The organism is Streptosporangium sp. NPDC004379, assembly GCF_042873875.1.
GTDB lineage: Bacteria > Actinomycetota > Actinomycetes > Streptosporangiales > Streptosporangiaceae > Streptosporangium.
Map to the genome: position 1 here is coordinate 83,776 of NZ_JBIAMC010000019.1, position 12,285 is coordinate 96,060.

The following is a 12,285-nucleotide window of genomic DNA, read 5'->3' on the forward strand; positions in this document are numbered from 1 at the left end:
GCCCGGGGCCGGAGGACGCACTCCCCCGGCCCCGGGCCGCCGTTCACACGTGTTCAGCGCAGCCAGTCGTCCAGGCGGGCGGCGACGAAGTCGTCGTCCGACAGCCAGGGGTAGGCGGCGCGCACCCGGGCGATCTCCCCGGCCTGCCCCGGGGACAGCCCCTCCAACGGGTCGAGGCACCAGGTGCCGGCCAGGAGCCCCTGCCCGCGCAGCACCTCATGGACCCCGGCGATGCAGCCGCGGAAGCCTCCCGCCACGTCGAAGACGGCTCCGTTGGCGTCGGTGAGGTCGCCGGCGCGGCCCAGCAGGGAGCGGAGGACCTCGTCGTCGCCGGCCCAGGCCCGCCGTACCTCCTCGAACATGAGCACCGCCGCGCGGGTCCACACCGCCCACTGGCCGAGCAGCCCGCCGACGACTCGGCGCCCCGCGACGGGGGTGAGCAGATCGGCCAGGATGTTGTCGTCGTTGCCGGTGTAGAGCGCGATGTCGTCGCCGCGCCCCGACGCCGTCACGGCCCGGACCACGTCGACCGTACGGTAACGGTCGAAGGGCGCCATCTTGATCGCCGCCAGGGACTCCTGCTCGCTCAGCGAGCTCCAGAAGGACGGGCTGAGCCTGCGCCCGCCCACCGCCTCCTGGAGGTAGAAGCCGATGACGGGCAGCACCTCGCCCACGGCCCTGGCACGCTCCAGCAGCTCCGGCTCGCCGGCGCCGGGCACCTTGGGCGAGAGCAGTACGGCGTGGTAGCCCAGGGAGGCCGCGAGCTCCGCCTCGGCGACGGCCTGGGCGGTGTCGCCGCACGCGCCGGCGACCATGACGAAGGGCCGTTCCGCCTCCTTCGCCACCACGTCGGCGGAGATCTCCAGCACCGGCCGGAGCAGCCCCGCCTGGCGGATCTCGAACTGCGTCGTGTGCACCGCCACGGCCACGCCGCCCGCTCCCGAGGCGAGGTAGTAGCGGGTGAGCGCGCGCTGGCGGCGCTCGTCGAGGGTGCGCCCCCCGGTCAGCGCCAGCGGATGGGCGGGGATGACCGTTCCCGCCCTGAGCAGGTCGATCGACACCTCAGAACCTCCCGTCGCGGACTGCGAACTTCGTCGGTCTCCCGGACAGGGGCAGCCCGCGCGCCAGCCAGTCGGCCTGCCACGCGATCAGCGTGTCCAGCGGCACGTCCGGATAGCCGAACAGGCCGTGGCAGCGGGAGGCGTCGCTCAGCAGGGCGGTGCCGCTCTCGTCGCCGCCGAAGGCCGCCTCGACGCCGAGCGCGGCGGCGAGGCGGGTCGCCGTGCGCCGCACCGAGGCGGTCTCCGGGCCGGTCAGGTTGAGCGTGAACGCCTCCGGGGCGCGCGCGTGCCGCAGCGAGCGCAACGCGACCTCGTTGGCGTACCCCTGCCACACGACGTTGACGTGCCCGGTGGTGACGTCGACCGGCTCGCCCGCGGCCACCGTGGCCGCGATGTCGGCGATCACGCCGTAACGCAGGTCCACCGCGTAGTTGAGGCGCAGGATCGCGACCCGGGTGCCGTACACGGCGGCGGCGTGCTCGAAGATGCGCTCCCGGCCGAGGCAGCTCATCGCGTACTCGCCGACCGGTCCCGGCCGGTCGTCCTCAGCGCTGCCGCCGGAGGCCACGTCCACCAGCGGGTACACGTTGCCGGTGGAGAACGCCGTGATCGCCGAGTCGCGGTAGCGCCGGGCGACGGCGGCGGGCAGCGCCGCGTTGACCGCCCACGCCTGGTACGGCGCGGCCGACGTGCCGAACTTGGCCCCGACCATGAAGACGACGCTCGCCGCGTCGGGCAGCGCGGCGAGGTCGTCGCCGCCCATCAGGTCGTGGCGGACCACGTCGGCGCCCTCGTCCGCCAGGGCCCGCGCCGCCTCGTCGTCCGACCAGCGCGACACGGCGTACACGCGGGCGGAGTCCCGCCCCGCGGCGTCCAGCGCGCGCCGGGCCAGCCGGACCAGGCTCGGCCCCATCTTGCCTCCGGCGCCCAGCACGACGAGGTCGCCGTCCAGTTCGGCGGCGTCGGCGACCAGCGCGGCCGAGGGGGTGGCCAGCCGGTCCTCAAGCTCCCGCTCGGATGTGAACATGTCATGCTCCTTCGTCGTGCGGCCGCCGGTAGCGCACGCTCAGCCGGTCGAGGAGCGGCAGGTGGGCGGTCAGCCGCCGGGTGAAGTCGCCGATGTCCCGGCCGGAGGACCAGGCGGCTTCGGCGACGGCGCAGAGGCGGGGGAAGGCGTTGTAGTCGAAGCGTTCCCTCGTGGGGAGGTACTCGCCCCACAGCTGCGCCTGCGTGCCGAGGACGGCCTCGCCGGCGTCGAATCCGTAGACGGTCTCCAGCGGAAGCGGCCCGGCTATGCTGACCGGCTCACCGGGGGCGTCCGACTCGGCGTAGTCGAGATAGGTGTGCGTGTGGGGCGCGGCGACCACCTCGTGTCCCGCCCGCGACGCCGCCTCGATCCGGTCCGCGCCCCGCCAGGCCATGATCACCATGTCCTCGGGCGGGTCGTGGTCGAGCATGTCGTCCCAGGCCACCGCGCGGCGGCCGAGCCCGCGCAGGTGATCGGCGAGGAGCCGGCCCCACCAGCCGTGCAGGGCCGCGGGGCCGGCGAGCCCGGCGTCCGCAACCCTCCGCGCGGCCTCGGGGCTGGTGGCCCACTCGTCGCCGCGGACCTCGTCTCCGCCGATGTGGACGAACCGGGACGGGAAGACGTCGCTCAGCTCGTCGAGCACGTCGCGGGCGAACCCGGCGGCGCGGTCGCCCACGTTGAGCACGTGCGAGGAGATGCCCCACGAGGTCCGCACCTCGACGGGCCTCGCGGACGGGTGGCCGAGCCAGGGGCAGGCGGCGATCGCGGCCTGGGAGTGTCCGGGGAACTCGATCTCGGGGAGCACGGTCACACCGCGCGCCGCCGCGTGGTCGACCAGGTCGCGCAGCTCCCGCTGGGTGTAGAAGCCGCCGTGCGGGGTGCCGTCGGACCTGCCCTCCCGCGCGTGCCCGGCCGGGGACTCGGCGCGGTGGGCGCCGATCCCCGTGAGCCGCGGGTGCCCGTGCACCTCGAACCGCCAGCCCTGGTCGTCGGTGAGGTGCAGGTGCAGGACGTTGAACTTGTGCAGCGCCAGCAGGTCGACGTACGCGCGCAGGAAGGAGATCGGGCGCCACCAGCGGGCCACGTCGATCATGACGCCGCGCCACGCGTACCTGGGCACGTCGCGGACGGTGCCGCAGGGCACGCCGCCGGGGCCGTGCAGCTGGCGCAGCGTCTGGGCGCCCCAGCGCAGCCCGGCGGCGCCCGCCGCGGCGATCACGGCCTCCTCCGGGGTGACGGCGAGGACGTAGCCCTCCTCCCCGAGGGAGGGGTCGGTCACGAGGCGGAGGACGATCTCACCGGGGCCGTCGCCGTCCGCGTCCAGCCCGAGCAGGTCCCGCGCCGTCCCGGCGTGCGGGCCGCGCACCCGTGTGCCCCGGCCGAGTGGGAACCGCCCCTCCGCCGGATGCCACGAGCCGACCCGCGGGATCACCTGCGGGGTCGCGGGCGGGCTCACCGGGGAGGTCATCGCCCGAGCACCTCACGGAAGGCGGTGAGCGCCTCTCCGATGGGCGGCGCGTCGGGGTACCAGGCGCGTTCCCATTCGAGCGCGAGGTAGCCGGAGTAGCCGATGCGGCCGAGTTCGGCGAGCACGCCGGGCACCCCCACCGCGCCCCGGCCGGGCAGCACCGGCGCCAGTTCGGTGGGCGTCGCCGCGTCCTTGATCTGCACGTGCCTGAGGTACGGCGCCAGCGTGTCCGCGGTGGCGGCGGCGGTCTCCCCCGCGCGCCACGGGTTGACCACGTCCCACAGCGCCCCGATCCGTGGCGAGCCGACCCCGGCGAGGACCCCGGCGATCGCCTCGCCGGTGAGGAAGACGTCGTGGGTCTCCAGCAGCACGTCGACGCCGTTGTCCGGCAGTCGGTCGGCCACCTCCGCGAGTCTGCGGGTCGCGGCGGCCGCCGGACCGTCCTGCCCTTCGACCCCGCCGAAGACCCGCACGTACGGCGAGCCGAGCGCCTCGGCGATCTCGACGTGGCGCAGGACCTCGGCCACCGGGTCGCCGTCGGGCCGGGCCACGCGCGTGTAGGAGCAGACGGCGACGATCCCGACCCCGGCGGCGGCGAACGCGCGGGCGACCGCGCGCAGGTCGCCGGGGGACGTCTCCGGCGAGACGATCTCACCGTCGGCGCAGCGCAGTTCCACGGCGGCGCAGCCGTACCGGGAGGCGGTGGCGATCACCTCGTCGGCGGAGGCGCCCGGCATGCCGAGCGTGCTGAACGCGAGCGGGTTCACATCTGTCCCTTCACTGTGACGGTGGAACCGTGACGGGCGGATTCGTAGACGGCGAGGGCGACGTCCAGGACGGAGAGCGCGTACTCCGGGGTGACCTCGGGTGCGGTCCCCGCGGCGCAGGCCCGCGCGAAGTCGGTGAGCTGCGCGGCGAACGCCCTGGCCATCTCGCCGGGTTCGGGTGCGGCGACCTGGGTGGCGACGCCGCCGCGGAAGGACCAGACGCCCTCGCCGCGGCTGATCCGTACCGCGCCCTCGCCGCACACGATCTCGGCCTCGTCGGTGAACGGCAGGCCGGTGCCGGTGACGGAGATCGTCGAACGGGCGCCGTCGGCGTGCCTGGCCAGGGCCACCGCCTCCGTTTCCACCGATCCGCCGGCGGACCCGGCGATGTGGCCGGTGACCTCGACGATCGGCGAACCGACGAGCATCTGGAGCTTGTCGATGCTGTGGGTGCCGACGTTGAGCACGATCCCGCCGCCGGCCATGTCGGCGTCGAGGAACCAGCGGGGCCGTGACGGGTCGGCGTAGTCGGCGGTGCGCCGTTCCGAGGCCACCACGACGTGACCGAGCTCGCCCGAGGCGAGGAAGGCCGCGGCGGTGCGCAGCGTCGGAACGAAGCGCAGGACGTGTCCGACCGCGCACACGACGCCGGCCGTACGGCATGCCTCGATCATGCGGACCGCGTCCCCGCGCGTGGTGGCGATGGGCTTCTCCACGAGCACGTGCAGCCCGGCCGCGGCGGCGTCCAGGGTGATCGGAGCGTGCAGGGCGTGCGGGACGGTGATCACGACGGCGTCGAGGCCGCCCGCGTCGATCATCGCCCGGTGGTCGGTGAAGACGCGGGAGCCGGCCTCCACGGCCAGCTTCTCCGCCGCCTCGGCCCGCACGTCGCACACCGCGGCGATCTTCACCTGCCCGGCGGTCCGGCGGGCGGCGGCCACGTGGAACTCCGCGATGGTGCCCGCGCCGATGACGCCCAGGCGCAGCCCGGATGTTGTGGTCACGATTTCCTTCCTCGAACGGATGAGGGTTTTCAGCCCTTGAGTCCCGCGGACATGGTTCCGCGGACGAAGTAACGCTGGGCCAGGACGAACACGACCAGCATCGGCAGCAGGCTCATCATCGCCGCGGCCGTGACGAGCTGGTCGTTCCCGACGAACTCCCCCTTGAGGCTCAGCACGCCGACCGGCAGCGTGTAGTTCTCGGGCGAGGTGAGGTAGATGGTGGGTTCCAGCACGGCCTTCCACGACGTGGTGAAGGTGAAGACCGCGAGCGTGGCCAGGGCGGGTTTGGCCAGCGGGAGGTGGACCCGCCAGAACACCTGCCAGGGGTTGGCCCCGTCGAGGCCCGCCGCCTCCTCGAAGTCCTTGGGGATGCCGAGGAACGTCTGCCGCATCAGGAAGATCCCGATGGGCGTGGCCAGCCAGTACGGCACGATGAGCGGCAGCAGGGTGTCCAGCCAGCCCAGCGAGCGGAACAGCAGGAAGTTCGGGACGATCGTGATGACGGTCGGCAGCATCATGGTCCCGAGGGCCAGGGTGAGCAGCGTCTGCTTGCCAGGCAGGCGCATCCTGGCCAGGGCGTGCCCGACCATGGCGCTGGTGAGGACGTTGCCGGCGACGGCGAGGACCGCGATCACGAGGCTGTTGACGAGGTAGAGCCCGAACGGGGTACGCCGCCACACCTCCGCGTAGTTGTCCCACTGGAACGGGTCGGGGATCCACGTCGGCGGGACCTGGATGTACTGCGCGAAGCTCTTGAGCGAGTTTCCGAGGGCCGCCACGAACGGCAGCAGCATGACCGCGGCGCCCGCGAGCACCAGCGCGTAGGAAACGGTCTTACGCATAGTGAACCCATCTGCGCTGGAGCCGGAACTGCACCATGGTGAGCGCGAGCACCAGCACGAACAGCACCCACGCGATGGCCGAGGCGTAGCCCATCTGGAAGAACTGGAAGCCCTGCCGGTAGAGGTAGAGCACGGTCAGCTCGCTCGCGCCGTGCGGGCCGCCGTCGGTCATCACGAAGACCTGCTCGAAGGACTGCAGGGTCTCGATGGAGGTGAGCACCAGCACCAGGAACGTGGTGCCGGAGATGCCCGGCAGGGTGATGTACCGGAACCGGTTCCAGGCCGACGCACCGTCGATCTTCGCGGCCTCGTAGCGGTCCTCGGGGATGGCCTGCAGGCCCGCGAGGAAGAGCACCGTCATGTAGCCGACGCCCTTCCACACCGCGACCGCCGCGAGCGTGGGGATCACCAGCGCGGGGTCCTGCAGCCAGTTCTCGGCGGGCAGCCCGAACAGGCCGAGCACCTGGTTGGCGATGCCCGTCTGCGGGTTGAAGACCGCGTCGGCGACGTACGCGACGACGACCCACGAGGAGACGACCGGGACGAAGTAGGCCGCGCGGAACAGGGCCATGCCGCGCAGCCGCTGGTTGAGCGCGATCGCCAGGGCCAGGGCCAGGGCCGTCTGGGTCGGCACGAACAGCACGGCGAAGTACGCGGTGTTGCCGAGCGTCCGCCAGAAGACCGGGTCGCCGAAGAGCCGGGTGAAGTTGTCGAACCCGGCGAACCGTGGCGGGGCCATCAGGTCGTAGTCGGTCATGCTGAAGAACAGCGAGGCCAGCAGCGGCCAGGCGGCCAGCGCGACCAGGTGGAGGATGTAGGGCGAGGCGAAGGCGAACGCCCAGATCCGCTCGCCGGCGTGCCGTCGCCGGGCGGGTGGCCGCTGTTCGGCGGCCACCTTCCCGGTCCCTCTGGTGAGCACCGTCACTGGGTCTGCCCCGCGTAGAAGCGGTCGATGACCTCCTGGGACTCCTTCTGCCCCGTCTGGAGCGCGGTGGCGACGGGCGTGGTGCCCGACAGCGCCTCGTTCATCCGCTTGGCGAGGGCCTCGGTGTACTCCGACCACACGGCGTTGGTGCCGAGGTCGGTGGCCGCGTCGAGCGATTCGAGGAACACCTTGCCGCGGTCGGCGGGCAGGGCCGTGGTGGCGACCTTCTTGTTGATCGGGATCGCCTCGCCGAGCTCGGCCCACTTGCGCTGCGGGCCCTCACCGGAGAAGAAGGTGATCCACTTCCACGCCGCGTCGGCCTGCGCCTGCGAGGCCGCCTTGCTGACCACCCAGGAGTTGACGATCGCGACGTTGCCGCGGCCGGCCGGGCCCTTCGGCAGCGGCGCCACCCCGAAGTCGACGCCCGCGCTCACCGCGGGCAGGGTGCGGGCGTAGATCCCGTACGACATGGCGACCCGGCCGGTGGCGAACAACGTGTGGACGACGCCCTTGCCCATGGCCTCGGTGGTCACGTAGTCGGGGGCGAAGCCGTCCTTGCCCATCGCGCCGAGCATCCAGTCGAGCGCGGCCGTGGACTGCGGGCTGTCGACGACCACCTTGCGGTTGCCGTCGGTGACGATATCACCGCCGAACGCCTTGATGACGGGCCACCAGCTCTCGGTGAAGCCCGGCGAGTACGCGCGGAAGCCGTAGGTGTCGGGTTTGCCGTCGCCGTTGGTGTCCTTGGTGAGCTTCTTGGCCGCCGCGGCGAGGTCGTCGTAGGTCCACTCGGCCGTCGGCTCGGCGACCTCGGCCTCGGCGAACAGTTTCTTGTTGTAGAAGAGCACCGGGGTCTGGGCGCCCTGGGGGAAACCGTGGATCCGGCCCTGAGCGTCCTGGTTCAGCTCGATGCCGGAGTAGTCGGCGGCGTTGACGGTCTTGACCCGGTCGGTCAGGTCGGCGAGGGCGCCCCGCGCGGCGAACTCCTGCACGAGCACGCCGTCGGACAGCCACACCTGCGGCGCCTGGCCGCCGGCGATCTGGGTCCGGAGCCGCTCGAAGAACTTGACGTAGGGGGCGACCTCGAGCTGCACCTTGATCGACGGGTTGGCGGCCGTGAACTCCTTGACGAGTTCCCGCATGGTCGTGTCGGCCTTGTCTCCGGCGGCGGCGTAGAAGCCGAGCTTCAGGGTGACCGCTCCGGAGTCGTCTGCCGAGCCGCCGCATGACGCCGTGCCGGCCATGGTGAGGACGGCCGCCGCGGCGGCGGCGAGCGTGCGCACTCTCATTGGGACCTCCAACAGGAACAAAGGGGGGAAGGGGGTGAGGGTGACGGCCGCGTCACATCGGGACGCGGACCTCGACGAGGCTCCCGGAGGCGGCTCCGCAGGAGGCCCGTACGGCCAGGCGGGGTTGCAGGACGACCCGGCAGACCGGGGCGACGGGACCGAGTTCGATCCGGCGGAGCAGCAGTTCGGTCGCCATGCGGCCCACCTCGGCCTTGGGAGGCGACACCGCGGTGAGCGGCACCTCGGACAGATCGGCGACCTCGTCGTCGTAGGCGACCACGGCGATGTCGTCGGGAACGGTGAGGCCGACCCGGCGCAGGTAGGGCAGGAGCGTGGTCGCCTCGCGGTCGCCGAGGCACACCACCGCGCGGACCTTCTCCGTGACCAGCGAGTTGGCGTACGCGAGCATGTCGGTCCCCGTCCAGACGGGCTGCCTGGCCACGGCCTCCGGGATCTCCGGAAGCCCCAGGTCGGCGACGGCCTGGCGGTATCCCGCGAAGACCTGCTCCGAGCTGGCGGTGCCGAGCCGGCCGAGGTAGCCGATCCGGCTCCGGCCGAGCCGGCTGAGGTGCTGGACCGCGGCGTAGCCGCCGCCGTGCACGTCGGTGCAGACGTACGAGGTCGGGTCGGCCGGGCGGGGGTCGGACGGCCGCCGCTCCACCAGCACGTACGGCACCGGCAGTTCGCGCAGACGGGCCAGGTGCGCGTCGGGGTCGGCCACGAGGTGCAGGTTGGGCACCAGCAGCAGACCGGCGACTCCGACGTCGATGAGCTGCTGGATCTGCGCCGGCTCGACGTCGGGGTCGTAGTCGGAGCACGCGAGCACGAGTCGTACTCCGGCGGCGTTGGCCGCCCGCTCGATGCCCTGGACGACCTGGGGGAAGTAGTAGGTGTTCGACGGGACGAGCACGCCGATGAGACGTGGCCTGGCCCCGGCGGTGACGGAGGTCGCCACGAATGTGCCCGATCCCTGGCGGCGGCGGACGAGCCCCTCCTCGACCAGGAGGTCGACCGCGCGGCGCACGGTGTTCACCCCGACCGCGTAGGTCTGCGCCAGCTCGGCCTCGGTCGGCAGTCTGCCGCCGACGGGCCAGCGGCCCTGCACGATCTCCTGCCGCAGGCGCGCCGCGAGGGTGCGGAATCGTCTTCCCCTGGGGAGGGAATTCATTCCATCAGGTGGCTCCATAACGGGATTCTTCTCGTCAAACAGGGGCAATGTCAATGCTAATTCATCCCCTTTTTTACCTCTAAAAGGGATGAATTCATTCCTTTAGGGATGACGAAAGGGCCGCCTCCGACGGGAGACGGCCCTTCGGCGGGGCGGGCGTCACCAGCGGGCGGTGACGTCCCTGCCCCGGTCGTAGGCGCCGGCCCAGTAGTGGCCGGCGGCGGTCAGCCGGTGACCGGCGAAGCCGACCTCGCCGGTCGGCTGCTTCAGCGCCTCCGACGTCGCGGTGGCCCAGCCGTCGGCGTCCGCGGTCACCGTCACGTAGCGCCCGGCGGAGAAGGTGAACCGCCCGCGCACCGTGGCGGCCACCGGCCGCCCGGTCTCCTCGTCCACGACCCGCAGTCTCATCCGCGCCGCACCGCCCTCCAGGGTGACGGTCATCGACTCCACGACCATGGGACGCAGGTCGGTGGCGCCGGTCGTCACGGTGACCGGGTCGGACGCGGGACCGCGGTGTCCGGCCACGTCCACGGGCACGATCCGGTAGTGGTAGGCGGTGCCGGGCAGCAGTCCGGTGTCGGTGTGGGTGAGGCCGCGCGCCCTGCCGGCGAGCGTCCCGGGGCCGGGTGTGAAACCCGGCTCCGCCGACCGGTGCACCTCGTAGAAGTCGACCTCGGTGTCGTCGCGCGCCCGCCCGTAGGTCAGGTCGACCGTGGCGTGGTCGAAGGCGACGGCCTTCGGCGGCGACCCGACGCCCGTGGGCGGCCCGGAGTCGGCGGGCGGCGCGGGCCATCGCGCCGAGGGGCCCCAGATCGTGGGCAGTTCCCGGTAGGAGTCGTAGTGGTGCAGCGCCACCCCGGCGAAGGCGGGGTCGCCGGAGAACGCCCGGTAGACCTTCGCCAGTTCCGCCTCCAGCGCGTCCCTGCCCTCCTCGCGGAAGGTGATGCTGGACGGGTCGCCGCTGGTCGCGATGTCCAGCGTCTCCACCCCCACCACCACGGACAGCGGCTTGCCGATCCGCCCGGCGTAGGCGATCTCACCGGCGGCCTGCGCGATGATGCCGACGCCGCCGTCCGCCTGGTCGCGGTAGTCCATGATCGCGATGTAGTCGCTGATGTCCTGGACGTGCTCGGACATGGCGCGGACGGTCCCGCCGTACGGGATGTCCGTGCAGCAGGCGGAGGTGTCCAGCCAGCGGGGTACGGCGGGGCCGAACAGCAGGGGCTGCCCGGAGGCGTCCCGGCGCGCGATCATCGCGCGGAGGGTGTCCAGCCACTGGATCTGCACGTCGGGCTTGGCGCTGTTGAACCAGGGCAGGCTGTACGGCTCGATGTCGACGTTGATCCCGTCGAACCGCTCGGCCGGCTTCGAGGAGAGGTTGTAGTCGAGGACCCGTTCCATCTCCCCGACGGCGCGGTCGCGGTATCGGGAGAGCGCGCCGAGGTAGGGCGGGCGCGTCCCGCCCGCCACCGTGGCGTGCACCTTCATCTTCCGGCGGTGCGCCCAGGCCACGAGATCGCGCAGTCCGGGACGCGCGTCCTCGATCATGTCGCGTCCCGCGTACGTGTCCACGCCCAGGTACATCGTCGAGCCGGGCGGGAGAACGGTCTCCAGCAGGCGGCGCGACCCGGGGTTGAGCACGAGGTTGTAGGACGCCTTCTCCCAGATCCACATCGCCCGGTCCTGGCGGTGCGGCACCGGGCGTTCCTTCTTCGTCGCGCCGAACGCCACGTACCTGCTGGCCGACCTGGAGACGTGGCCGCGCGCGTCGACCGCCTCCGCCTCCAGGCTCGCCATGACGTCGCCGTACTCCGCCGGCTTGACCAGCGCGACGTACCGTCCCCCGGCGCCGGCGGCACGCCGCCAGGGGCCGCCGTTGACCCGGACCCGCACCGAACGCACGTCCGCCCCGGCGACGTCGACCCGCACCGGCGTGGGCCGGGTGAGCCGCGCCCCGTCGGCGGGCTCTGCGATCGACACCTCGGGCGCCCTGGCCCGCGGGTCGTCCACCCGCAGGGTGAGCGGCTCCGACCACGTGCCGTACCGCGTCTCCGCAGCCGTCGCCTTGGCGTAGACCTCGATCTCACCGTCCATCGCGCCGGTGTCCAGGTCGTACGACCATGTCCCGCTGTCGTCGGCGTCCGGGTCGCTCACCCGGGCGCGCTCGATCCGCTCGCCGTTCACCACGACGGACACGTCGTACGCCCCGGTGAAGCGCCCGGCGAGCCGTACGACGCCGGGGGCGACCTCGGAGGAGTCGATCACCACCGACGGCGGGTCCGCCGCGCGGGCGGCGGCCGGGGCCGCCGTGACGATCGGCACGGCCGTCATGGCGAGCATGAGCGCGCCGGCGATCCTGGGCAGCCCCGCGTGCCCGCCCCTTCCTCTCCTTACGGGGAACGGTTTCCCGTTTCCGTCCGCCGGGGTGGGAGACGGACGGGATCTGCCCGCTTCGAACACGGGGACCGGATCGGGGAAGCGTTTCCCCCACCGGGTGAACCCGGCGGACCGCTTGCTGGCTCTGATGGAAGCCACCTCCAATAGGAATGAATTAACACCGGGTCACGAAATATCCGGACAGTGGATCCGTAAGATGGCGAAACAATAGCCCTCAAACAAGAGGAGAAAAATGGCATGAATTCCCGCCCCCGACCGCCAGGCGCGGAACGGAGCGCAAGGGCTCGCGGGTGCCCGCGACCCGCGACCGGCGGCCTTCCGGCGGGACACGCGCGGC

10 protein-coding genes are annotated in these 12,285 nt (G+C 72.5%); all 10 read right to left on the reverse strand.

Annotated features, from left to right (window positions below; translation table 11 throughout):
- Positions 1-53: 53 nt before the first annotated feature.
- Positions 54-1,061: a dihydrodipicolinate synthase family protein gene (locus ACFYSC_RS31350; protein WP_389968822.1), complete on the reverse strand. Its 1,008-nt coding sequence runs from the start codon at positions 1,059-1,061 to the stop codon at positions 54-56.
- A 1-nt stretch (position 1,062) separates the two neighbouring features.
- A complete protein-coding gene (locus ACFYSC_RS31355; RefSeq protein ID WP_389968824.1) occupies positions 1,063-2,088 on the reverse strand; it encodes an NAD-dependent epimerase/dehydratase family protein in 1,026 nt (341 codons plus the stop codon).
- Position 2,089: 1 nt separating this feature from the next.
- A complete protein-coding gene (locus tag ACFYSC_RS31360) occupies positions 2,090-3,556 on the reverse strand; it encodes a beta-N-acetylhexosaminidase (RefSeq protein WP_389968826.1) in 1,467 nt (488 codons plus the stop codon).
- Positions 3,553-4,323 carry a sugar phosphate isomerase/epimerase family protein gene (locus ACFYSC_RS31365; RefSeq protein ID WP_389968828.1) on the reverse strand — a complete coding sequence of 257 codons (771 nt, stop codon included), beginning with the start codon at positions 4,321-4,323 and terminating at the stop codon, positions 3,553-3,555. Before ACFYSC_RS31365 ends, ACFYSC_RS31360 begins: the two co-directional genes overlap by 4 nt.
- A complete protein-coding gene (locus tag ACFYSC_RS31370) occupies positions 4,320-5,327 on the reverse strand; it encodes a Gfo/Idh/MocA family protein (protein ID WP_389968830.1) in 1,008 nt (335 codons plus the stop codon). The genes ACFYSC_RS31365 and ACFYSC_RS31370 overlap by 4 nt, the downstream gene beginning before the upstream one ends.
- 29 nt (positions 5,328-5,356) lie before the next feature.
- The gene (locus tag ACFYSC_RS31375; RefSeq protein WP_389968832.1) at positions 5,357-6,169 is read right to left on the reverse strand and encodes a carbohydrate ABC transporter permease; all 813 of its coding nucleotides are present in this window, start codon (positions 6,167-6,169) and stop codon (positions 5,357-5,359) included.
- The gene (locus ACFYSC_RS31380; RefSeq protein ID WP_389968834.1) at positions 6,162-7,088 is read right to left on the reverse strand and encodes a carbohydrate ABC transporter permease; all 927 of its coding nucleotides are present in this window, start codon (positions 7,086-7,088) and stop codon (positions 6,162-6,164) included. The genes ACFYSC_RS31375 and ACFYSC_RS31380 overlap by 8 nt, the downstream gene beginning before the upstream one ends.
- A 2-nt stretch (positions 7,089-7,090) precedes the next feature.
- Complete coding sequence (locus tag ACFYSC_RS31385; RefSeq protein ID WP_389968836.1) at positions 7,091-8,383, reverse strand: extracellular solute-binding protein; 1,293 nt, start codon at positions 8,381-8,383, stop codon at positions 7,091-7,093.
- A gap of 52 nt (positions 8,384-8,435) precedes the next feature.
- Positions 8,436-9,551, reverse strand: coding sequence for a GntR family transcriptional regulator (locus ACFYSC_RS31390; RefSeq protein WP_389968838.1), 1,116 nt, complete (start codon positions 9,549-9,551; stop codon positions 8,436-8,438).
- 159 nt (positions 9,552-9,710) lie between these two features.
- Entirely contained in the window at positions 9,711-11,891 is a 2,181-nt protein-coding gene (locus ACFYSC_RS31395; protein ID WP_389968840.1) for a hypothetical protein, read from the reverse strand.
- Positions 11,892-12,285 lie beyond the last annotated feature (394 nt).

What these genes read in the sequence shown, in the direction of transcription:
- ACFYSC_RS31395 (WP_389968840.1), bottom strand. Translation starts at nt 11,891, where the DNA reads ATGCTCGCCATGACGGCCGTGCCGATCGTCACGGCGGCCCCGGCCGCC.
- ACFYSC_RS31385 (WP_389968836.1), bottom strand. Translation starts at nt 8,383, where the DNA reads ATGAGAGTGCGCACGCTCGCCGCCGCCGCGGCGGCCGTCCTCACCATG.
- ACFYSC_RS31355 (WP_389968824.1), bottom strand. Translation starts at nt 2,088, where the DNA reads ATGTTCACATCCGAGCGGGAGCTTGAGGACCGGCTGGCCACCCCCTCG.
- ACFYSC_RS31390 (WP_389968838.1), bottom strand. Translation starts at nt 9,551, where the DNA reads ATGAATTCCCTCCCCAGGGGAAGACGATTCCGCACCCTCGCGGCGCGC.
- ACFYSC_RS31360 (WP_389968826.1), bottom strand. Translation starts at nt 3,556, where the DNA reads ATGACCTCCCCGGTGAGCCCGCCCGCGACCCCGCAGGTGATCCCGCGG.
- ACFYSC_RS31375 (WP_389968832.1), bottom strand. Translation starts at nt 6,169, where the DNA reads ATGCGTAAGACCGTTTCCTACGCGCTGGTGCTCGCGGGCGCCGCGGTC.